The 22,248-nt window shown below is 38.1% G+C and carries 20 protein-coding genes; 12 read left to right on the top strand and 8 right to left on the bottom strand.

Annotated features, from left to right (window positions below):
• Positions 1-18 precede the first annotated feature (18 nt).
• Both hppD and ACZZZK_RS19600 read left to right on the top strand, forming a co-directional pair.
• Positions 19-1,149 carry a 4-hydroxyphenylpyruvate dioxygenase gene (gene hppD, locus ACZZZK_RS19605; RefSeq protein ID WP_463485598.1) on the top strand — a complete coding sequence of 377 codons (1,131 nt, stop codon included), beginning with the start codon at positions 19-21 and terminating at the stop codon, positions 1,147-1,149.
• Positions 1,150-1,290: 141 nt separating this feature from the next.
• The gene (locus tag ACZZZK_RS19600) at positions 1,291-1,752 is read left to right on the top strand and encodes a hypothetical protein (protein ID WP_463485597.1); all 462 of its coding nucleotides are present in this window, start codon (positions 1,291-1,293) and stop codon (positions 1,750-1,752) included.
• Positions 1,753-1,792: 40 nt separating this feature from the next.
• Here ACZZZK_RS19600 and ACZZZK_RS19595 read toward each other — a convergent pair whose 3' ends face one another.
• From ACZZZK_RS19595 to dnaE, 7 genes are all read right to left on the bottom strand, one after another.
• Complete coding sequence (locus ACZZZK_RS19595) at positions 1,793-3,529, bottom strand: thiamine pyrophosphate-dependent enzyme (RefSeq protein WP_463485596.1); 1,737 nt, start codon at positions 3,527-3,529, stop codon at positions 1,793-1,795.
• A gap of 292 nt (positions 3,530-3,821) precedes the next feature.
• The gene (locus ACZZZK_RS19590; RefSeq protein ID WP_463485595.1) at positions 3,822-4,340 is read right to left on the bottom strand and encodes a DsbA family protein; all 519 of its coding nucleotides are present in this window, start codon (positions 4,338-4,340) and stop codon (positions 3,822-3,824) included.
• On the bottom strand, positions 4,333-4,806 hold the full coding sequence (locus ACZZZK_RS19585) for a redoxin domain-containing protein (RefSeq protein WP_463485594.1): 474 nt from the start codon (positions 4,804-4,806) through the stop codon (positions 4,333-4,335). The genes ACZZZK_RS19590 and ACZZZK_RS19585 overlap by 8 nt, the downstream gene beginning before the upstream one ends.
• A 72-nt stretch (positions 4,807-4,878) precedes the next feature.
• The gene (locus tag ACZZZK_RS19580) at positions 4,879-5,796 is read right to left on the bottom strand and encodes a DUF58 domain-containing protein (protein WP_463485593.1); all 918 of its coding nucleotides are present in this window, start codon (positions 5,794-5,796) and stop codon (positions 4,879-4,881) included.
• A 384-nt stretch (positions 5,797-6,180) separates the two neighbouring features.
• Entirely contained in the window at positions 6,181-7,389 is a 1,209-nt protein-coding gene (locus ACZZZK_RS19575) for a PQQ-dependent sugar dehydrogenase (RefSeq protein WP_463485592.1), read from the bottom strand.
• Positions 7,390-7,540: 151 nt separating this feature from the next.
• Positions 7,541-7,861, bottom strand: coding sequence for a thioredoxin (gene trxA, locus ACZZZK_RS19570; RefSeq protein WP_056851389.1), 321 nt, complete (start codon positions 7,859-7,861; stop codon positions 7,541-7,543).
• 157 nt (positions 7,862-8,018) lie between these two features.
• Positions 8,019-12,452, bottom strand: a complete 4,434-nt coding sequence (dnaE, locus tag ACZZZK_RS19565; RefSeq protein WP_463485591.1) for a DNA polymerase III subunit alpha — start codon at positions 12,450-12,452, stop codon at positions 8,019-8,021.
• A 355-nt stretch (positions 12,453-12,807) separates the two neighbouring features.
• Between dnaE and mdh the strand changes: the two genes are divergently transcribed.
• The 8 genes from mdh (at position 12,808) to ACZZZK_RS19525 (ending at position 19,024) form a co-directional block, all read left to right on the top strand.
• On the top strand, positions 12,808-13,746 hold the full coding sequence (mdh, locus tag ACZZZK_RS19560) for a malate dehydrogenase (protein WP_463485590.1): 939 nt from the start codon (positions 12,808-12,810) through the stop codon (positions 13,744-13,746).
• Positions 13,747-14,196 carry a retropepsin-like aspartic protease gene (locus tag ACZZZK_RS19555; RefSeq protein ID WP_463485589.1) on the top strand — a complete coding sequence of 150 codons (450 nt, stop codon included), beginning with the start codon at positions 13,747-13,749 and terminating at the stop codon, positions 14,194-14,196.
• A complete protein-coding gene (locus ACZZZK_RS19550) occupies positions 14,177-14,572 on the top strand; it encodes a group III truncated hemoglobin (protein WP_463485588.1) in 396 nt (131 codons plus the stop codon). The genes ACZZZK_RS19555 and ACZZZK_RS19550 overlap by 20 nt, the downstream gene beginning before the upstream one ends.
• Before the next feature lie 56 nt (positions 14,573-14,628).
• A complete protein-coding gene (locus tag ACZZZK_RS19545; RefSeq protein ID WP_463485587.1) occupies positions 14,629-15,168 on the top strand; it encodes an SRPBCC family protein in 540 nt (179 codons plus the stop codon).
• A 170-nt stretch (positions 15,169-15,338) separates the two neighbouring features.
• A complete protein-coding gene (locus ACZZZK_RS19540; RefSeq protein WP_463485586.1) occupies positions 15,339-16,013 on the top strand; it encodes a response regulator transcription factor in 675 nt (224 codons plus the stop codon).
• Positions 16,014-16,016: 3 nt separating this feature from the next.
• Positions 16,017-17,378, top strand: a complete 1,362-nt coding sequence (locus ACZZZK_RS19535) for a sensor histidine kinase (RefSeq protein WP_463485585.1) — start codon at positions 16,017-16,019, stop codon at positions 17,376-17,378.
• A gap of 196 nt (positions 17,379-17,574) precedes the next feature.
• Complete coding sequence (locus ACZZZK_RS19530) at positions 17,575-18,072, top strand: hypothetical protein (protein ID WP_463485584.1); 498 nt, start codon at positions 17,575-17,577, stop codon at positions 18,070-18,072.
• Positions 18,073-18,097: 25 nt separating this feature from the next.
• Positions 18,098-19,024, top strand: a complete 927-nt coding sequence (locus ACZZZK_RS19525) for a bestrophin family protein (RefSeq protein ID WP_056851398.1) — start codon at positions 18,098-18,100, stop codon at positions 19,022-19,024.
• 185 nt (positions 19,025-19,209) lie between these two features.
• Here ACZZZK_RS19525 and ACZZZK_RS19520 read toward each other — a convergent pair whose 3' ends face one another.
• The gene (locus ACZZZK_RS19520; protein WP_463485583.1) at positions 19,210-20,430 is read right to left on the bottom strand and encodes an ABC transporter permease; all 1,221 of its coding nucleotides are present in this window, start codon (positions 20,428-20,430) and stop codon (positions 19,210-19,212) included.
• Positions 20,431-20,596: 166 nt separating this feature from the next.
• On the opposite strand from ACZZZK_RS19520, the gene ACZZZK_RS19515 reads away from it, so the two are divergent.
• Positions 20,597-21,868, top strand: a complete 1,272-nt coding sequence (locus ACZZZK_RS19515) for an exo-beta-N-acetylmuramidase NamZ family protein (protein ID WP_463485582.1) — start codon at positions 20,597-20,599, stop codon at positions 21,866-21,868.
• Between the two features lie 87 nt (positions 21,869-21,955).
• On the top strand, positions 21,956-22,219 hold the full coding sequence (locus tag ACZZZK_RS19510; RefSeq protein ID WP_463485581.1) for a hypothetical protein: 264 nt from the start codon (positions 21,956-21,958) through the stop codon (positions 22,217-22,219).
• The last annotated feature ends 29 nt before the right edge of the window (positions 22,220-22,248 follow it).

Here is a 22,248-nt window from a genome sequence, read left to right as displayed (position 1 = left end):
CGGACTATCAAAAAAAATATGGAAACACTAACATTCGCAGAGAAAATAGCTAAGGCACAGGATTTTCTGCCTATTAATGGAACAGATTATATAGAATTTTACGTGGGCAATGCAAAACAAGCTGCTCATTATTACAAAACCGCTTTTGGCTTCCAAAGCTTGGCTTATGCCGGTCCGGAAACTGGTGTTCGCGATAGAGCCTCTTATGTTTTACAACAGGGAAAAATCAGGTTAATCCTAACCACGGCCTTGAAATCTGACCATCCAATTGCAGAACATGTTAAAAAACATGGCGACGGCGTTAAAGTGCTTGCCCTTTGGGTTGATGATGCTTATAGTGCATTCGAAGAAACGACGAAACGCGGCGCAAAACCCTACATGGAACCTAAAACATTAACTGATGAAAATGGTGAGGTTAAAATGAGCGGTATTTACACCTATGGAGAAACGGTGCACATGTTTATCGAAAGAAAAAACTATTCTGGCACTTTTATGCCAGGTTATCGGGTTTGGGAAAGTGACTATAAACCTGCAGATGCCGGGCTTTTATACATCGATCATTGTGTGGGCAATGTAGGTTGGAACAGGATGAATGAAGCAGTACAGTGGTACGAAGACGTAATGGGCTTTGTAAATATCCTGTCTTTTGATGACAAACAAATCAATACGGAATATTCAGCTTTGATGAGCAAGGTAATGAGTAATGGTAATGGTTTCTCAAAATTCCCTATTAATGAGCCCGCAGAAGGTAAAAAGAAATCGCAAATTGAGGAGTACTTAGAATACTATGAAGGTGAAGGCGTACAACATATTGCAGTAGCTACGAAAGACATTGTTCACACAGTGAGAGAACTTAAATCTCGTGGAGTTGAATTTTTGAGTGCGCCACCTGAAGCTTATTATGATATGATGCCACAACGGGTAGGCAAAATTGATGAAGAAATTTCGTTGCTGGAAAGTTTAGGGATTTTAGTTGATTGTGATGAAGAAGGCTATTTACTCCAGATTTTTACCAAACCGGTAGAAGATCGCCCGACACTATTTTTCGAAATTATCCAACGTAAGGGTGCTCAAAGTTTCGGTGCAGGAAATTTCAAAGCATTATTCGAATCTTTAGAACGTGAACAAGAGTTAAGGGGAAATTTGTAGGTTTTGCAAAAGAAACCGTCGTTGCGAGATACGAAGCAATCTCTTTAAACTGAGATTGCTTCGTTACTTACTGATTTATAGGTATTTGCTTTTTCAAATTATTTGATTAGTTTTAGGTACACACAAAAAAACCAAATAATTATGAGAACAAAATTAACCTTGCTGATCCTTTTGATGATCACATTCAAAGGATTTTCACAAAACAAATCTGAAACCATTCAAACCATCAATCAACTATTAGCTAGTGCTATTGGCGGTACTGACAGTATCTTAATTAAAGGGCAGATTACTCAGTTGAAAATTACAGAAAATGCTTTTAAAGTTGATGATGACGGCAAAAGCGGTCACTTTATAATCAAACTCGAGAGCGAAAATGAATCAATTAAAAAAGACGGTATGACGATGATCAGCGATTGGAAAGGCTTTAAGGTTCATCCGTCAACTAACAACACAACGTTGAAAACGATCTATCCAATTTTCGAGAAAAGAGATGGCGAACCAGAGAACGATAAAAATGGAATTAAATACTATTGTTTGGCTGGAAATGAGGACAAACTGATTGCCTCTCTGTTACACCTACAAAACCTGTATTCAAAAAAATAACTTAAACAAAAAGCCAGATGACCTGGCTTTTTGTTTTCATTTAAAGCACTTCGCCGAAGTGTTTATAATTGGATTTGATGGTATCGAAAACCTCCGTCATTTTTCCACCCAGCATTAACTTCGCCATCGATTCTGTCATTCCTTTTATTTGCGCCCACTCTATTTTTGGCGGCATGGCCAGCGCATTAGGATTTGTCATAATATTTAGCAGCACCGGTCCGCTTTCGGTTAATGCGTTAGCAATAGCGGTTTCTACTTCATCAGGCTTTGAAACTGTTATACCTTTGAAACCCATGGCTTGTGCTACTAGTGCAAAGTCAGGGTTAATCATATCGGTTTCATTATCTGGCAAGCCATCAACTTCCATTTCAAGTTTCACCATTCCAAGTGCCCTGTTATTAAAAACAACCAATTTTATAGGAAGGTTGTACTGTTTAATCGTAGCCAAATCACCAAGTAACATTGATAAACCGCCATCTCCGCATAAGGCAATTACTGGCTGTTCCGGATGTGCAAGAGCAGCGCCAATTGCCATAGGCATTGCATTAGCCATAGAACCGTGGTTAAACGAGCCTAACATTTTGCGTTTACCTGTACCATCAATAAACCGGGCTCCCCACACGCAACACATTCCGGTATCAACCGTAAAAATCGCATCATGAGCAGCCAAACGATTTATGGTTTCAGCCACAAATTCAGGTTGAATTTTATTTTCCTCGCCTTGATCCTTTACATAAACCTGTTGGTTTTCCTTTACCTTTTCGTAAAATTCAAGTTGGGCTTTCAAAAATTTATCATCTGTTTTATCCTTCAATAGCGGAAGAAGTGCTTTCAAAGAATCAGCTACATCGCCACACAAACCCATGGTTAATTTCGCTCTTCTTCCAAGTCGTTCTGGTCTTTCATCTATCTGAATTATTTTGTTCTTCACCGGCATGAAGTTCACGTAAGGAAAATCGGTTCCCAATAGAAGCACCAAATCTGCCTCATGCATGGCATGATAACCAGAGGGTTGCCCTAAAAGACCAGTCATCCCTACCGAATATGGGTTATCATATTGAATACCCATTTTCCCCCTGAATGAAAAGCCAATTGGTGCTTTTAACTTTGAAGCCAGTTCTACCACTTCATCATGCGCCTCTGATGCACCAATACCGCAATAAATCATCACTTTCTTTTCCTCGTTCAGCAGCTCAGCCAATGCAGCTAATTCTTCATCTGAAGGACGAATGACAGGCTTGTTGCGGAATATTTGCATCGCAGTAACACTTTCCACGGCATCCATTTCGGCCACATCACCGGGTAAGCCAAAAACCGAAACGCCTTTTTTATGGATAGCGGTTTGAATAGCCGTTTGAAACATACGTGGAGCTTGTTCGGCAGTGGTAGCCAACTGATTATAGTAACTACAATCGTCAAAAAGTTTTATGGTGTTGGTTTCCTGAAAAAATTCAGTTCCAAATTCGCCGGTAGGAATAGTAGATGCAATGGCAATCACCGGCACATGAGATCGGTGCGCATCGTAAAGGCCATTTATTAAGTGAACATGCCCCGGACCGCAACTTCCTGCGCAACATGCTATTCCGTCTAGCTCAGCTTCAGCTGCTGCTGCAAAAGCACCCGCTTCTTCATTCCGGACATGAATCCATTTAATTTTACCATTTCGCCTTACTGCATCATTGAAATAATTCAGACTATCGCCAGTAACGGCATAAACCCTTTTCACACCAGCTTCAACAAGCATTTCTACAAGTTGCTCAGCAACATTTTTGGCCATACAATTTTAGATTATGATCAACATCACTATGATGATGACAGGTTATAAATATTCTCTTGCTTACAATTGTTTGCAGCCAGAAAAAGAAATAATCGAATCTGACTGTTTACAGACTGGGAATCCGACCGAGATTATCTTCTTCACTAAAACTTCATAAATGAAATGCACCTTTGAATAACAAAATACGAAGCGATTTCTGTTTTGTTAAATTCTAAAAACTCATAATTAGTTTTTTAGTTTTCCGGTTACCCTTATCTGATACCTCATGTGTTGCAAAACACATGAGGTTTTTTTATTCTGTACTTTCTTTAAGCATCTGATATAAATCAGTAGCTGCGCCATCAAACTTGTTTCCGTTAACATAAAATGAAGGCGTACCATTTACGCCACTTCTCACGCCGCTCTCAAAATCATCTTCTACCTTTTGTTTCACATCAGCATTGGTACTATCCGCTTGAAATTTTTCAATATCCAAACCAATCGTTTCTGCTAATTCATCAAATAAATCTTCATCCAAACGATATTGGTTTTCGTAAAGTGCATCATGCATCTCCCAAAACTTACCTTGCAAGGCTGCTGCTTCAGCAGCTATTGCAGCTGGAAAAGCGAATGGATGTGCTTCCTGTAGTGGAAAATTCCTAAATACGAAGTTGATCTGATCCCCAAAAGTTTCTTCAATTTCTTTTACAATTGGATAAGCATCCCCACAGTAAGGACATTGATAATCGCCATATTCTACAATGGTAATTGGTGCATCTTGTTTTCCCTGTGCATGATCTTTCTCCGTAACTTCCGGTTTTAGCTTACTCATAGTTTCTATTTTTATCTAATGCTTCTAATGCATCCAAAATTCCATCAGCCCCTGGGTTTACTGCCGTAGGCGATAAATAGCTCCAGGCAATTTTTCCCTCTTTATCAATAACAAAAAGTGCCCGCTTACTTTCTCCAACCTTTTCATCATATACGCCATAAACCTTAGATACGGCTCCTTTTGGCTCAAAATCTGCCAGGAGCGGGAAATGCAGATTTCGGTCCTTTTCAAAAGCCAGGTGGCACCAAACACTATCCACAGAAATTCCAAAAATTTGAGCATCGTGTTTACTAAAATACTTCAGCATTTCATTGTAAAGCGCCATCTGGTCGCTGCAAACCGGACTCCAGTCTGCCGGGTAAAATGCCAAGATCACATTTTTACCTAAAAAATCTTTTAACTTAATTTTTTGATCGGGAGTGGCATTCAATTCAAAATCTGGTGCCTTGGTTCCTTTTTCTAACATGTTATGGGGTTTAAGAATTCAAATATATAACCAACACGAGTAAGTAGATGTTGTTTTTAGTTGAGGTAATTGCTAACCGAGCTTCTGCCGTTTGATGAGGTAAGCCTGCAGAATCGGATAAAATCCATCGTTGATATCTGCATCTACCAAGTCAATTTTGTTTTGAGCGCATTTCAAAGCAAGCTCTTGTCTATAAGCAGAGACTGAAGCTTTGTAATTTTCTTTCACCTGGTTCGCATGAACTTTAATAGTGGCTCCTGTTTCCATATCCACAAACTGATATGGGCGGTTTTCAAAATCAAAGTCCACTTCTTTTGCTTTATCAACCACGTTGAATACCACAACTTCGTGTTTATTAAATTTCAAATGCTGTAAAGCATCAAAAAAATCGTCGGTTGCTTGGTTGTTGATTTGAGTACTAAACAAGTCACTGAAAATAATTACGAGAGACCGTTTGTGAATCAATTCTGCCACCTGGTGTAAAGCGCCACTTAAGTTTGTATGGGCATTCAACTTTGGGTTCTCCAAGAGATCTTCCAGCTGAGCAAACAAAAATTTTTGATGGGCGGTTGTAGATTTTGCCGGAGAATTCAGCAATACCTCGTCAGCAAAAAGGCTTAAACCAAAGGCATCACGCTGCCTTTTTAACAAATACATGAGTGAAGCACTGGCCTCGATGGCGAAGGTAAGCTTATTTTTTTTCGGTTCCGGAAAATACATCGAAGAGGAAACATCAATTACAAACTGGCAGCGTAAATTGGTTTCCTCTTCAAAGCGCTTGCTATAAAGCTTATCAGTTTTAGCGTAGAGCTTCCAGTCGATATTTTTTACGTTATCGCCATTATTGTATTGGCGATGTTCAGCAAACTCCACCGAAAATCCATGAAAAGGACTTTTATGCAGCCCGGTGATAAAGCCTTCAACTACTTGCTTTGCTAATAATTCCAGATTGCCAAAACTGGTTTCATTTTCATACTTTACCGTCTGCATATCGTAAAGCTAATAAAAGATTTATGAATTAAAATAGGTTTTTAGCATTCATAACGACATAATATTTCAGAAACAGCAGAGATGAGATTTTTTTGAAAACGGTTTTGGTTGACACGAGGTTTAGATGGAAGGATTTCCGCTATCGGATGGTGTTTTCACCTGCCGAAACCTCAAAAGATGGTTGGTGAGGACACCAACTATTAAGGCGAGGATTGCAAGCCTATTTGTCTATCTTTTGATGTACTCAACTACTAACCAACTACATTCTATCGGCTGGTGTCTCCACCAGCCGAGCCCTCAAGAGATGGTTGGTGAGGACACCAACCATTAGTACGATGATTGCAAGCCTATCTATCGGCTGGTGTCTCCACCAGCCGAAATTATCTACTTTTTGGCTATCTTATATAAGTTGCCATTATCAGTCACTGCGTAAAGTACTCCATCCTTTTCTACCAGATCTCTAAAGCGCTCGCCTTTACCTTCCAATAAATGCTCCTCGCCAACAACCTTGTTTTCTTTGATTACTAACCGAATAATATGTGAGCCACTTAATCCGCCGACAAACAAATTCCCTTTCCACTCGGGTATTATGCTGCTATTGTAAAAAGCAATCGAGCCTGGAGAAATTACAGGGTTCCAATAGTAAACCGGTTGCTCCATACCCTCCTTTTGTTGAATGCCTTCTCCAACTGCCTTTCCACTATATTCAATACCATAGGTGATAATTGGCCAGCCGTAATTTTTGCCGGGTTTAATTAAGTTTAGCTCATCGCCACCACGTGGACCGAATTCCGCTTCCCATAAATCGCCAGTTTGTGGATTAATGGCCAAACCATCTGGATTACGCAAGCCATAAGCATAAATTTCAGGCCGTGCATCTGCTTTTCCAGCAAAAGGTCCATTAGGTACAGCTTTACCTTCTGTTGTTAAATGAAGAATTTTGCCCAAAGAAGAGTTTAAATGTTGTGCCTGAATTCTTATTTCTCTATCCGAACGTTCTCCGGTGCTCACAAACATATCTCCGTTTTTATCGAAAACAATTCTCGACCCGTACTGCAATTTACCCGTATGGGCCGGTGTGGCACGATAAATTACTTTTTGATTTTCAATCTTCGTCTCATCAGCAGACAGTTTTCCTTTTGCTATTGCAAGCACAACCCCTGTAGTTTGTGGTTCTGAATACGCAAAATAGACCATTCTATTTTTTGCGAAATTAGGATCAAGCGTGACATCCAACAAACCACCCTGACCAGAGGCATCTACCTTTGGCATGCCTGTGATTTTCTTGCTTGATTTTCCATCAGCAGTAAGCACCACCATGGTTCCTTGCTTTTGCGTAATCAGAAATCCGCCATTGGGTAAAACCGAAATTGCCCATGGATTTTCAAGCTTACCGTTGATGATCGATATTTCTAACGGAGTGGAAGTTTTTATGCCAGCAATACGGGTTTGACCAGTGAAAGCTGGTTTATAATCGGCAGTTGGTTTGCCGGATTCTACAGGACTTTGGGCAGCTACATCTGTAACGCTAAAACAATTTACAGCTACTGCAGCGATGAATATACCTAATACCTTGTTGTTAATTAATTTCATGGGGATATGGATTTTTAATTTAAAGAAACGAAAATATTTCTTCATAAAAAAACCCGTATCCTTTTAAAGAACCCGGGTTTTAAATATGTTACAAGCTTAAGCTAAATGCTCAGACTGATAATTGTCCTAGCTTAAAACTCTAGCTTTTTTCTTAAGCCAATTGCTTGTTTAATTTTTCAGCTAATACTGATTTTGGAACTGCACCAACTTGTTTGTCAACAACCTGACCGTCTTTAAAGTATAATAAAGCTGGAATATTGCGGATACCGAATTGTGTCGAAATTTGAGGGTTATTATCAACGTTCACTTTTCCAACAACTGCTTTACCATCGTATTCTTTCGCAATTTCTTCTACTACAGGACCAACCATGCGACAAGGGCCACACCATTCTGCCCAAAAATCTACTAATACGGGTTTATCTGATTTTAATACAAGCTCCTCGAAGTTTGCATCTGTGATTTCTAATGCCATAATTATTTTTTTTATGTTCAAATATAGGTATTCAATTGTAATGCCAACTATAGTGTAATGTCAATTTGACATTGTTGTGGTTTGTTTCATTTAACACTTATTAAGAGTAAGTAAGCAATCTTTCTAATCTAGATTTTTACTCTTAAACGCCAGAAACTTAATTTAACTTATAGTTTACAACATTGAGCCCGACCAATTGTTCTAAGAACTTATTGTTAGGATTGATTTTCAAATTCTTCGAAGGCAGATCCAACATAATTTGCTTCTCAGTATCGAAAACAGCGAAGTTAAGTTGGCAGTTTTGCTGCTCTGAATTTGCCTTATTGTCCGCTAAAATAAGTTCAATTTCCCGCATCAACTCTTCATTCACACGTTCAATCGGCACTTGGATGGTTAAACTCTTAGCCAGCTTATCCCTCAATTCAGACATTAAATTTATGGCCGTTATTTTAAACTCCCAATCACCTGCTTTACCAAAGCGTTCACCCACTCTACCTCTGATTTGTAAAAAGTAACCTTCGGTTAAAAAAGATTTGAATTTCAGAAAATCTTCTCCGAATAGCGCCATTTCGCAAGCATCCTCATAATCTTCAAATACAAATGTCCCGAAAGGCTTACCAGTCTTCGTAATTCTTTGAGATGCCGCTACGACCAAACCACCCACACAAAGTTCACGGTTTTGAAGTTTAGCAAATTCAGCTAATACTTCTTCATTGGTATCGCCCATCCTTACTTTATTGATGATGCTAAGTTGCCTTACGCCATGGGTACAAAACTTATCGAGTTCCAATTTATAATTATCCAGTGGATGGCCTGAAAGGAAAATCCCAATTGCATCTTTTTCATACTTCAATCGATCCATCAAAGCCCATTCAGGAGAAACCGGTAAAGTGGGTTCTAATATTAAATCGGCCTTTGAACCACCAAATAATGACCCTTGCGAAGTACTTTCATTATTTTGAAAGTCGTTAGCAAACTTGATGATTTTTTCGATCCCATTCATTTTATCGTTCGGACCTATATAAAAATACTGTGCCCGATGGCCGCCAAACGCATCAAAAGCACCGCTATAAACGAAACTTTCATATGCCTTTTTATTTACAATACGGGTATTAGATCGCTTTGCGAAATCGTAAACAGAAGCATAAGGACCATTTCCCAATCGCTCTTCGATAATACTTTCTACTGCTTTCTCGCCTACTCCTTTAACCGCCGACATACCGAAACGCACCTCGCCCCTAACATTTACAGAGAACTTTAAATCAGATTCGTTAACATCAGGGCCTAAAACCGTCACGCCCATCTGTCTACATTCTTCCATAAAGAAAGCTACCTGTTTAATATCGCTCATATTATTGGAAAGTACCGCAGCCATATATTCTGCCGGGTAATGCGCCTTCAAATACGCCGTTTGGTAAGCAATCCAAGCGTAACAAGTAGAGTGCGATTTGTTAAACGCGTAAGAGGCAAATGCTTCCCAATCTTTCCAGATTTTTTCGAGCGTTGTAGCATCATGACCTTTTTCTGCCGCCTGTTTTACAAATTTAGGCTTCATTTTATCCAAAACGTCTTTCTGCTTTTTACCCATCGCCTTCCGCAAAACGTCGGCCTCACCTTTGGTAAAACCTGCTAATTTTTGGGATAAAAGCATCACCTGCTCCTGATAAACAGTGATACCATAAGTTTCCTTCAGGTATTCTTCGCAAGCATCTAAATCATATTGTATTTCTTCTTCGCCATTTTTCCGCCTAACAAAACTTGGAATATATTCCATCGGTCCTGGGCGATAAAGCGCATTCATGGCAATTAAATCGTCAAAAACCGTAGGCTTCAGTTCCTTCATATACTTTTGCATACCCGGACTCTCATACTGGAAAATCCCAATCGTTTCACCACGCTGGAAAAGCTCATAAGTCATTACATCATCAATTGGGAACGTATCCGGATCGAGATTAATGCCATGCCTTTTCTTTACCAGTTTAACGGTATCTTTTATTAACGTAAGGGTTTTTAAACCCAAAAAGTCCATTTTTAAGAGACCAGCACTTTCTACAACGGAGTTATCAAATTGCGTAACATATAAATCAGAATCCTTTGCGGTAGCCACCGGAACGAAGTTGGTGATATCGCTTGGCGTAATAATTACCCCGCAGGCATGGATACCTGTATTTCTTAATGAACCCTCTAAAACTTGTGCTTGCTGAATAGTTTCTGCACTTAGGTCTTTTAAAAGCCCCATCGCTTTTAACTCCTGAACACGCTCGTATTCATCCGGGCGAAGCGCATCTTTCAGTGCTTTCTCATCCAGGTTGAAGATTTTTGCGAGCTTCATATTTGGAATCAGCTTCGCTATTTTATCTGCCTCGAATAAAGGCAAATCTAAAACCCTGGCAGTATCACGGATGGAAGATTTCGCTGCCATGGTACCGTAGGTAATAATTTGGGCAACCTGACTGGAGCCGTATTTATTAATTACGTATTCCATTACTCTACCACGACCCTCATCGTCAAAGTCAATATCGATATCGGGCATGGAAACACGATCCGGATTTAAGAAACGCTCAAAAAGGAGATCGTACTTTATTGGGTCGATGTTGGTAATCCAAAGGCAATAAGCTACTACAGAGCCTGCAGCTGAACCACGGCCCGGACCAACAGACACATCTCTGCGACGGGCTTCAGCAATAAAATCCTGCACAATCAAAAAGTAACCCGGGTAGCCCGTTTTCTCGATGGTAGCCAGCTCAAAATCTAATCGTTCGGTAACCTCTGGTGTTAATACGCCATATCGTTTTTTTGCTCCCTCGTAGGTTAAATGTCGTAAAAATTTATTTTCTCCACGTTTTCCTCCATCATTTTCATCTTCAGCAACCAAAAATTCTTCAGGGATATCAAATTTCGGCAAGAGTACTTCACGAGCAAGCTTGTAGGTTTCTATCTTATCTACAACCTCTTGTATATTTAAAATGGCTTCGGGCAAATCAGCAAAAAGCGCTTTCATTTCCTCACCCGATTTAAAGTAGTATTCCTGGTTCGGCAAACCATATCGGTAACCGCGGCCGCGACCAATTGGCGTGGCTTGCTTTTCACCATCTTTTACACAAAGGAGAATATCATGCGCATTCGCATCCTTTTTATTGATGTAATAGGTGTTATTGGTCGCAATCAGCTTCACTTCATGCTTGCGGGCCAGCGCAACAAGCGAAGCATTAACGCGGTCTTCATCTTCCTGATTGTGGCGCATCACTTCTACATAGAAATCTTCGCCGAATTTTTCTTTCCACCAAACCAAAGCTTCTTCAGCCTGGTTTTCACCCATATTTAAAAGCTTATTCGAAATCTCTCCCGAAAGGTTTCCAGATAACACAATAATATCATCTTTATACTGCTCAATTACATTTCTATCAATACGTGGAACGTAATAAAACCCTTTTGTATAAGCAATAGAAGACATTTTGGCTAAATTGTGATAGCCTTTTTTGTTCTTCGCTAACAGCACCATTTGGTAACCATTATCCTTCACCGTTCTATTTAAGTGATCATCGCAAACAAAAAACTCTACCCCAATAATTGGTGTCATTACCACTTCAGTTGGCCGTTCTCCAGCTTCAATGGCTTCTGCATTCTTAGCTTCAGCTGCTTTATTGTGGTTTAAAACTGCATTTACAAAGTGAAAAGCACCCATCATATTGGCATGATCCGTCATGGCTACAGCAGGCATTTTTTGTGCTGCAGCTGCTTTTATAAGAGCAGGAATACTGATTGTACTTTGTAATACCGAAAATTGCGTGTGATTATGTAAATGCACAAAAGTTGCCGCAGCAAGCTCTTGTTTATTTTCTGCAAGCTCTTGCTTAGAAACCCCTCCACCTTCAGCCTTTTGAAGGCGTTTACGAATCTCATCAGAAGCGGCCTTTAGGTTAACATGCGGGATTCCGAAGTCTGGAATGGAACCAGCATTATATTCCCGAAAACGCGGAAAATATTCTGCATCAACTAAAAGTTCTTCTTTTTTGAAAACCTCTTTTTTAATTAACTCCAGAAAACAACGCGTTGTGGCTTCAACATCGGCAGTGGCGTTATGGGCTTCATTAAACGGAACGCCAAATAGATATGAGTGTAATTCCGTTAATGTGGGCAATTTAAATCTACCGCCTCTACCTCCCGGAAGTTTTAAAAGCTCTGCAGTTACTTCCGTACAGGTATCTAAAACAGGCATTTCTGCCATGCGGTTTTCAACCCCAAAACGGTGAAACTCACATCCCATAATGTTTACATCAAAGCCTACATTTTGACCTACAATGAATTTCGCTTTTGATAAAACAGCATTAAATTTTTCTAAAACCTCAGCTAATGAAATGCCCTGCTCGGCTGCAAGTTCAGTAGAAATGCCATGGATTCGCTCCGCATCGTAAGGGATATTAAACCCCTCTGGACGAACCAAATAATCCTGATGCTCAACCATCCTCCCCATCTCATCATGCAATTGCCAGGCAATTTGAATACAACGCGGCCAATTATCCGTATCGGTAATTGGAGCATTGTAATTACGTGGCAAACCCGTGGTTTCAGTATCAAAAATTAAGTACATATTATTTGTAAAGAATTAGCCGTTGTAGAATATAAACGGTTCATCAAAAATAGACAATTTGGCCAGCGGATTTGTCAAATTTTATCAACAAAAGAATAAAGTGTTGATGCGCTCTGTCCACCGAAATTTATAATCTCGGCTATAGGTGATATATAAATTTGAAATCCAAAACTTTTATATCTAATGGATACAAATACCGTCTGTCAATGCTCACCTAAATGAGTTTAAATGAGATCAGTTTCTCAAGGCTGACGAAATTACAGCAGCAAACATAAAGTTGATAAAAGCGTTTCATAAGCTCGTATTTGTTTTTATCTTCGATAGATAATTAACAGCAAACCTTAAAATTAAATATATGAAAGTAACGGTTGTAGGTGCGGGCGCAGTTGGCGCTACTTGTGCAGATAATATTGCCAGAAAAGAATTAGCGAATGAACTTGTTTTGTTAGATATTAAAGAAGGTTTTGCCGAAGGTAAAGCCATTGATATGATGCAAACTACTACGCTTTTGGGCTTCGACACAAAAATTACTGGTGTAACCAACGATTATAGTAAAACAGCAGGATCTGATGTTGTTGTAATTACTTCAGGCTTACCGCGTAAACCCGGCATGACCCGTGAAGAGCTTATTGGCATCAATGCTGGAATTGTTAAAGGTGTTGCAGAAAATATTTTAAAGTTCTCTCCAGAAGCGATCATTATTGTGATTAGTAACCCGATGGATACCATGACCTATTTGGCTTTAAAATCTTTAGGATTACCAAAAAACCGAATTATCGGTATGGGTGGAACGCTTGATAGTTCTCGCTTTAAATTCTATTTATCGCAGGCACTAGATTGCAATCCAAATGATTTACAGGGTTTTGTTATTGGCGGCCATGGCGATACCACTATGATTCCGCTCACTCGTTTAGCTACCTATCAAAGTTTACCGGTAAGCAATTTGTTAGATAAAGATACGCTTGATAAAGTAGCTGCTGATACGATGGTTGGCGGCGCAACTTTAACCGGACTAATCGGAACTTCTGCCTGGTATGCACCGGGTGCAGCGGGAGCCGCTCTAGTAGAAGCTATTCTTCGCGATGAAAAAAAATTATTTACCTGCTGTGTTTCTCTGGAAGGAGAATACGGACAAGAAGATATATGCCTGGGCGTGCCTGTAATTATTGGTCGCAGTGGCTGGGAGAAGATCATCGATTTTAAATTAACTGATGACGAACAAGCGGCATTTAATAAAAGTGCTGATGCAGTTAGAAATATGAACAGCGTTTTAGCGGAGATGAAACTAGTTTAAATGAGTTCAATTTCCATCCCATTAAAATTAATAAACTTACAAGACGATGGCTTCCACCTTTTGGTGGAAGTTGTTGTTTTTAAGGAAAAGCATTTTGCCGTTTTAGATACCGGTGCATCAAGAAGTGTGTTCGATAAAAAACTAATTGAGCAACATCTGGCTGAAACTTTGCAGGTTTCAGAAGAAATAAATGCCGCAACATTATTTACCACAACAAGTACTATTCAGGCTACTATTCCCGAAGTTAAGATAGGAAGGCTGAAGATTAAAAACTACGAAACTGTTGCTTTTGATCTGCAGTCTGTTACTGATACCTATCAGCAATTCGGCCATCCACCAATTATCGGAATTATTGGTGGTGATATTTTGATGCAATATAAAGCGGTTATCAATTACGAAAAATCGACACTTAGACTTACAAATAATCCCAGTGAAAAAAGATATTATTGATCGAAATGATATTGTCTTATTGGTGGATTCATTTTATCAAAAAGTTCAGCAAAATGAGCGCATTGGTCCGATATTTACCCAGGTAATGCAAGTAGATTGGGCCCATCACCTCCCTAAAATGTACGACTTTTGGGAAAGCATCTTATTCGGAAAAGCAATATACAAGGGAAATCCCATGCTCACCCATTTCGATATTAACAAAAAAGCATCTTTAAAAAACGAAGAATTTGACACCTGGAAAAACATCTTTTTTAATACCGTTGATGAATTATTCGACGGAGAAAACGCTACAGTAATTAAGCAAAAAGCCCAATCTATAGCAGATTTAATGCACTTTAAATTAAATTCACCAAAATCCAACATCAATATCGTTTAGTATTGTTTCATTTTTGATGGTTTCTTACTAAATTTAGATAACCAAATAAATTAATCATGAAATTTTTAAAAGTACTGCTAGGCATCATTGTCTTATTAGCAATCATTATTTTAGTGGGTGGTTTACTTCTGCCAAAAAATTACTCAGTTTCCAGGTCGACAGTAATTAATGCACCAGATAGCATTATTTATAAAAACATTGCTGATTTTAAGGAATTCTACAAATGGAATCCATGGGCAAAAATGGAGCCGAGCGCTGAGGTATCATTTACAGGAACGCCAGGCAATCCAGGTCATCAATATAACTGGAAAGGGAAAGAAACCGGAGCTGGTTATATGAAAATCACTTCCGTAAATCCCAACAAAAACATCAACATCGATTTAATGTTTATTGAGCCATTTGAAAGCTTGGCTGATACAGAATTTGATATTATGCCAGAAGGAACTGCTAACAAGGTAACCTGGACGATGAGCGGAGAAAACAACATCATTAGCAAATGGATGTGTTTAGTAATGGGTGGAATGGATAAAATGATCGGTAAAGATTTTGAAAGCGGATTGGCAAGCCTGAAAGAAAAATCAGAGAAAGGGAATTAATCGGATTTAAGTCTTGCAAGCCTCTTAGTTTTCATAATTAAGAGGCTTTGTTTTTTGGTTATTTTTTGACAAACAAACATTTATGCCGTTATTGCGTTAAAAATCAATAATCTTATAATTTACGATCAGTAGATTTTCTTATTTCCTAATTTTAGATTATTAACCAACGAATGAATATATTATTAGTAGAAGACGAGCCAAACGTGGTTTCTGTAATTTCAAGAGGTTTAAGTGATGAAGGTTTTACAGTGAGTGTTGCGCCTGACGGATTGATCGGAAAGCAGCTCGCGGCAGACAATCAATTCGATTTAATTATACTTGACATCATGCTTCCAGGTATAAATGGATTGGAACTTTGCAAAATCATCAAATCAGAAACGCCAAACGTTCCTGTTATTATGCTCACCGCTTTAGGCACTACAGAAAATGTGGTTAATGGTTTAGATAACGGTGCTGATGATTACCTAATAAAGCCATTTAAATTTGCTGAGCTTTTTGCCCGTATTCGAATGCTGCTTCGTAGATATAATGGTGCTGCCAATCTAGATCAGATTATTAACATCGTAGATCTGCAGATTAATCTGACTGCAAAAACGGTTAAGCGCAATAATCAAGAAATTATATTAACGGCTACAGAATACCGTTTACTGGAGTTTATGGCGAAAAATAAGTCTAAAATTTTATCTCGAATAGATATTTTGGAAAGCGTTTGGGATATTGATTTTAATTTGGGCACCAACGTGGTTGATGTATATGTAAACTACCTCCGTAAAAAAATAGATAAACATGCTGATCAAAAACTGATTCATACAGCGGTAGGTTTAGGCTATGTTTTAAAAGGTTAACAAATGAACATTGCCAAAAAGATCACCCTATTATTTGCCATACTTTCAGCAGTAATTATTTCATTATTAAGTGGATTTGTTTGGTATTTTTCTAATGAATTTGCTTTTGAAGATTTTTATAAACGCTTAGAAGCCAGGGTAAATATTTCTGCGCAAATTAAGCTTTATGAAGATGCCAATAACCCTGCCTACGCCAAAATGCGTAACCGGTATCTGGAACGTTTACCATCGGAAAAGGCATTTATTTTTGAAGCTAAAGACATCAGTAAACATCGAATTGACAGTGTTTTGCCACAAAGCTTTTATAAGAAAATAAATGCGGGCTCTATGTCGCGTTATCGGTCAGAAAATCACTTTTATGCAGGCAAAGCCTTCAAAATAAACAATAAAGATTATCTGGTTATTGTTTCTGCAAATGATCCGGTGGGTTTTAGGGAATTGAAAGATCTTCAGCGGATCCTTCTTATTGGTTTTTTCCTCTCTGTTCTACTCTCCTTTGTGGTTGGATGGAAATTTTCCAATTATATGTTGATGCCTTTGCGGAACATCATTAAAAGTGTTAAAAAGATAAAAGCAGAAAACCTGCATATGCGGTTAGAAGTAAAAAGTGGCAGCGATGAGATGTCGCAATTGGCGCAAACATTTAACAACATGCTAAACCGGTTAGAAACTGCTTTTGAAACGCAGAACAATTTTATCAGTAATGCTTCCCACGAACTTCGAACACCATTAACAGTAATTAGTGGAGAGGTAGAACTGGCCATGCGGGCCAATACCGATCCACAGAAGCAGCAGTTAGCTTTAGAAAAAATTAAAGGTGAGGCCGAAAGATTGGAACATATTTTAACCAGTTTGTTAGGTCTGGCACAATCTGGCTTTAATGGAAAAAACCAACCCTGGGAACTGGTTAGGATGGATGAGTTGCTTTGGGAAATTAAAGCTTCAGTAAATCAGGTTCATCCAGAAAGTAAAATAGAAATAGACTTTTCTAAACTCCCCGATGACGATGAATTATTGAGTTTGAAAATCAATAAAAACCTGATTAAACTTGCCCTTACCAATATTGTAAGCAATGCATGTAAATATTCGAATGATAAATTGGTAAACGTTGCCATCGAAACAAGTGCTAATTCGCTTTCAATCGCAGTTACCGACCAAGGTATTGGAATTCCACAAACAGATATTCAACATATTTTTGAACCATTTTACAGGGCTTCAAACACAAATGACTTTAAAGGCTACGGAATAGGGCTACCTCTATCATTGAACATCATTAGATTACATCGCGGCAGCATTGCTATTAAATCGCAGGAAGGAATAGGTACAGAAATTAAAGTTTTACTACCGCTTACCAGTATTTACTAAGCTATTGGTTAAATCTCTTTCTTAAATTCCATAAAATTTCTAATTTTGCCTACAATTACTAGATAATTGAACATTTCTACAACCTGCATCTCTGGGTTTTATTAATTCTAATCCCGTTCTAATCTTATTCTTATTTCGCTGTAATCTTATGGCTGTAAACTTGTATAAATATTTATTCATTTAACAAGATAAAGCCATGAAAACAGTATTAGTACCAACAGATTTCAATTTAGAGAGTACAAAAATCATTGATGGTTTAACGCAGACTCAACCCAACGAAACCTTCAATATAATTTTTGTCCACGCATTTAAGTTATCAGACTCTATTACTGATATGTTAATGTTAAGCCGAAGAAGCAGAGATTACGAAAACATTAGCGACGAGTTTTACCAGACTTTGAATAATTACAAGGCGAAGTTTACTAATCAAATAGATACCATTGGTATAGAGTATTTCTATGGTAGCACAGTTGCTGCTTTCAAAAATTTCATCGAAGCTTTTGAGGTAGACTTTATTGCCTATCCTAAAGATTATAACTTTAAGCAAATCAACAAGTATAGTATCGATCCAAAAGTTCTAACCGCCCGTTGTGGCCGCGAAGTGTTGGAATTAAATATCATGACGCTTCATAATCAAGAAAATTTAATCGAAACTAAAATTCATGAAAACGAATTAAAAGCGGCAAACGCCTAATTATTAACGAAATAAACTTAAGACCATGCTGTTACGAAATAATATTCCCCTCACCTATATATTTGGAAAGATTAAAAAAGAATTGCTTTTTGTAATTGCTTATTCAGTTGGAATCGTCATTCTTTATCAAAACTTTCATGTTACCCGAATCTCAATTCCCATTACAGTGCCAGCTTTGCTGGGTACCATTATTTCTCTGTTGCTAGCGTTCAGATCGAACCAAGCTTACGATAGATGGTGGGAAGCTAGGATTTTATGGGGTGCCATTGTTAACGATTCCAGATCACTTTCCAGACAGATCCTTTCTTTTGTAGAAAACCCATATGGTTCTGATGAGATTGAACGTTTCAAAGAAAAATTCATCAAAAGGCAAATTGCCTGGACTTATGCACTAAGTCAAGCTTTAAGAGGATTTAATCCACGCAAAGGCCTAGAACAATATTTATCTGCTGATGAAATGGAGTTCATTAAAAGACGTAAAAATGTTACTGCCACCCTGTTGGAATTACATGCGATGGATTTGAAGAAAGCTTTGAATGAAGGCTGGATTAACAAATATCAACAAATTGAAATCGACAAAACGCTTACCGCTTTGTGTAACCATATGGGAGGCTGTGAACGGATTAAGAACACCGTTTTTCCGGTAACTTATAGTAAATATATCAACATGTCGATTCATTTATTCATTGTTTTATTGCCGTTTGGCTTGATTGAATATTTCGGTTACATGGAAGTTCCATTGGTTGTTGCTATTGCTGCCTTTTTCCTTTTGGTAGAGAAAATGGCTGTTCACCTGCAAGATCCGTTCGAAAACAAACCAACCGATACACCCACCACTACTATTTGTAGAACAATTGAGCGTGATCTTTGCCAAATGATTGATGACAACAAAATACTGGAAGATAAGCCACAAACTGAATTAGCTCAGGTTGGCTCATATTACATCTTATAAAATCTTAATTCTTAGTTCTATTCCAGGTTTGGAATAGGTTAGTTAAAAACGATAGGTCTTTTCCCTGGATGGGGAAAAGCCTATTTATTTTTGTGCCATGCTATAACATCTACACGTTCAAAGCTTTTTCCTCAGGTGAGGAATAAACCTAAGCAGCATATCTAGCTTTAAAAACCTCTTTTAATTTATTTGAACCTAATTGCTTTTAATGGCGAAACTTTGCTGATGAGCAGAGAGGGAATAATTAATACGATTAAACAAACCAGAACGGTTAAAACGTTTAAACCTAATACATCTAAAAAATGAAATTCTATTGGTGCATAAGCCAAAAAATACGATGATTGGTTCAGTTTAAAAATATGTGTTGCCTGTTGAAAGAACCCTAAGCCGAGGCCTAAAATATTTCCAAGCAGTAAGCCAATCCCTACGAGATAGGCAGCATTGTACAAGAAAATTTTCATAATGCTCCAGTTGCTCGCCCCGAATGATTTAAGCATTCCAATCATATTTGTACGCTCTAAAATCATAATTAACAATGCAGTAACCATATTAATTACCCCAACAATAAGCATTAAAATTAATAAAACCCTTGTGTTTACATCTAGTAAACCCAACCAGGTAAATATATTTGGAAAGTTTTCGATAATGGAAAACGAACGCAGATTTTGGGGTAAACTTTCAAAAATATCTGCCGAAACTTTATTAATAGCTTTGAAGCTTTTTATCCGGATTTCTATCCCACCAATTTGATCTGGCTTCCAGTTGTTTAAGCGTTTAATGATATTTAAGTTCCCAAGCACAAAGCTTTTGTCGATATCTTCCACCCCAATATCATAAATCCCCACAATTTTAAATTTACGTGGGCGCAACTGGTTTTGAACAAAATACATAATGAAATCGTCTCCAGTTTTAAGCTTCAACCGATTGGCTGTATAATTGGAAACCAGCAATTCCTGCATGGCAGCAGTGCTATCTGTAAAATCGATAATAGTTCCGCTTATAATGTGCTGTTTAATGTAATCCCAGTTGTAGGTTTTGTCGACACCCTTAAAATTAATGCCTTCAATTTCATCATTGGCCGATAAAATAGCTGGCTTGGTAGCAAAAGGATAGAAATATTCTACATCCGGATTATTGGTTAGCTTCTTTCTGGTTTCGCTATCCAGCACAAATGGAGAATGTTCAAAAGAGTTATTTAAATCATAACGAGTTATTTGCACATCGCCCAGATAACCCCGAACTTTATCTTGAATTTCGGTTTTAAAGCCTTTAATGATGGCGATAGTCAGAATCATTACGGCAAGGCTAAGCATTACACCTGCAATGGCTATGCGAACGATGAGTTTGGAAAATGGTCGCTCAGATTTAATAGCGATACGGCCGGCTATAAAGTATTCGAAATTCAATTTGATTATTTTGTAACAGCAAAAATGCTTAAATCCTTTTTAAAAATGGTATATATTTGGAATATATTGGTCAACTTTAAACAACATCCAAATAACAATAATCAAATAAGTAGCTAAATTGTTTTGTTGATTAACATCCAAAACCAAATCGTAAAATTTATCCCAAATGAAGAAATACATCAGTTTTGCACTAACCTCACTAATTGCCCTTTCTGCTTGTGGGCAGGGACCGAAAACTTTAGAGCAAGAAGTTGGAAAAGGCATTCCAAATAAAAAAACAGTTATTAGAAAAACTAATATTCCTGTAGAAACAACTATTAAAACTGGAGCGGAACAAACCGAAAAATACTTGCCGCTTTTAAAAGGAAAACGTGTAGGGATGGTTGTTAATCCGACATCAATTATCGGTACGCAAACATCGGTTGATAGCTTATTGAAACTCGGTGTTAAAATTCAAAAAATATTTGGCCCGGAGCATGGTTTTAGAGGCGATGCAAGTGCGGGGGTTAAAATAGATGATGCGATTGATGCCAAAACCGGAATTAAAGCTGTTTCACTTTACGGAAAGCACAGTACCCCAACTACAGAAGACTTGGCTGATATTGATGTGATGATATTTGATATTCAGGATGTTGGTGTGCGTTTTTACACCTACATTAACACTTTGCAACATGTTATGGAAGCTTGTGCTCTCAATAAAAAAGAGCTCTTGATATTGGATCGTCCAAATCCTAATGGTTATTTAATTGATGGCCCAATACTGGATCCTAAATTTAAATCTGGTATCGGTATTCAACCTATTCCAATTGCACACGGACTAACTGTTGGCGAATATGCGCAAATGCTTAACGGCGAAGGGTGGCTAAAAGACAAGGTAAAATGCAAAATCACAGTAATTAAAAATGCAAACTATAACCATGATATGGAATACGTGTTGCCAGTAAAACCATCGCCAAATTTAAATACTGCGCAATCTATATTGCTATACCCATCTACCTGTTTATTCGAAGGAACATATTTAAATCACGGTCGTGGTACAATGTTTCCTTTTACCATTGTGGGCGCACCGTACCTGAAAGGGAAATTCGATTTCAGTTTTACACCAAAAAGCATCAAAGGCATGTCAGAAACGCCATTGTTTCAAGATCAGGTTTGCTACGGTTTGGATTTAAGGAAATATGATACTGCTGAACTTCGCAAAACAAAACAGGTTAATATTTCCTGGTTGATTGAATTATATAATGCCTCGCCGAAGAAAGAAGATTTTTTTAACAATAAGTTGAGTAAAGAAATGGGAACGATTGAAAAACTAGTAGGCGTTGGCGATTTTAGGCAACAAGTAATTGATGGGAAAAGCGAACAGGAAATTAGAGCAAGTTGGGAGCCGGGATTGAGTGCCTACAAAAAAATGAGATTAAAATATCTGCTTTATAAATAATGAGGCAATGAGTGAAGATGGAATGAGTGAATGATTGAGTGAGTGATCAGAACCAATAATTGAAACAATACTGCTAAAAACGTTGTTTTGAAAAGAGATAATGGTATTCATCATAGTCTAACACAAAAATCAATCATTTACATTATGAGCGGTCCAAAAAAAGAAAATAATAATCCAGGAAGTAATTATCAGGAAGAAGTACCTAAAGGCAGGGAGCCGGAAGATCATAAAACGGTGAGAAAACCGAATGACAGCTTGCCAAATAAACCGCCAAAAACAGAAAATCCAGCTAAGCAGCGGGAAAATGAAGAACAGCCGATAAACCCAATCAAAAAGGCTCCCAAAGAATAATTTAAATAGATTTATATGAAAGCCAAGTT

Source organism: Pedobacter sp. AC163 (assembly GCF_979258665.1).
Note: the sequence above shows the minus strand (reverse complement) of the source record. Positions and strands in the feature narration are given on the sequence as shown.

Coding starts and splice junctions, on each gene's coding strand:
- ACZZZK_RS19545 (WP_463485587.1), top strand. CDS start 14,629: ATGAAATTTTTAAAAGTACTGCTAGGCATCATTGTCTTATTAGCAATC.
- ACZZZK_RS19540 (WP_463485586.1), top strand. CDS start 15,339: ATGAATATATTATTAGTAGAAGACGAGCCAAACGTGGTTTCTGTAATT.
- trxA (WP_056851389.1), bottom strand. CDS start 7,861: ATGGCATTAGAAATCACAGATGCAAACTTCGAGGAGCTTGTATTAAAA.
- ACZZZK_RS19595 (WP_463485596.1), bottom strand. CDS start 3,529: ATGGCCAAAAATGTTGCTGAGCAACTTGTAGAAATGCTTGTTGAAGCT.
- dnaE (WP_463485591.1), bottom strand. CDS start 12,452: ATGTACTTAATTTTTGATACTGAAACCACGGGTTTGCCACGTAATTAC.
- ACZZZK_RS19525 (WP_056851398.1), top strand. CDS start 18,098: ATGCTGTTACGAAATAATATTCCCCTCACCTATATATTTGGAAAGATT.
- ACZZZK_RS19600 (WP_463485597.1), top strand. CDS start 1,291: ATGAGAACAAAATTAACCTTGCTGATCCTTTTGATGATCACATTCAAA.
- ACZZZK_RS19590 (WP_463485595.1), bottom strand. CDS start 4,340: ATGAGTAAGCTAAAACCGGAAGTTACGGAGAAAGATCATGCACAGGGA.
- mdh (WP_463485590.1), top strand. CDS start 12,808: ATGAAAGTAACGGTTGTAGGTGCGGGCGCAGTTGGCGCTACTTGTGCA.
- ACZZZK_RS19530 (WP_463485584.1), top strand. CDS start 17,575: ATGAAAACAGTATTAGTACCAACAGATTTCAATTTAGAGAGTACAAAA.
- hppD (WP_463485598.1), top strand. CDS start 19: ATGGAAACACTAACATTCGCAGAGAAAATAGCTAAGGCACAGGATTTT.
- ACZZZK_RS19535 (WP_463485585.1), top strand. CDS start 16,017: ATGAACATTGCCAAAAAGATCACCCTATTATTTGCCATACTTTCAGCA.
- ACZZZK_RS19555 (WP_463485589.1), top strand. CDS start 13,747: ATGAGTTCAATTTCCATCCCATTAAAATTAATAAACTTACAAGACGAT.
- ACZZZK_RS19580 (WP_463485593.1), bottom strand. CDS start 5,796: ATGCAGACGGTAAAGTATGAAAATGAAACCAGTTTTGGCAATCTGGAA.
- ACZZZK_RS19515 (WP_463485582.1), top strand. CDS start 20,597: ATGAAGAAATACATCAGTTTTGCACTAACCTCACTAATTGCCCTTTCT.
- ACZZZK_RS19585 (WP_463485594.1), bottom strand. CDS start 4,806: ATGTTAGAAAAAGGAACCAAGGCACCAGATTTTGAATTGAATGCCACT.
- ACZZZK_RS19575 (WP_463485592.1), bottom strand. CDS start 7,389: ATGAAATTAATTAACAACAAGGTATTAGGTATATTCATCGCTGCAGTA.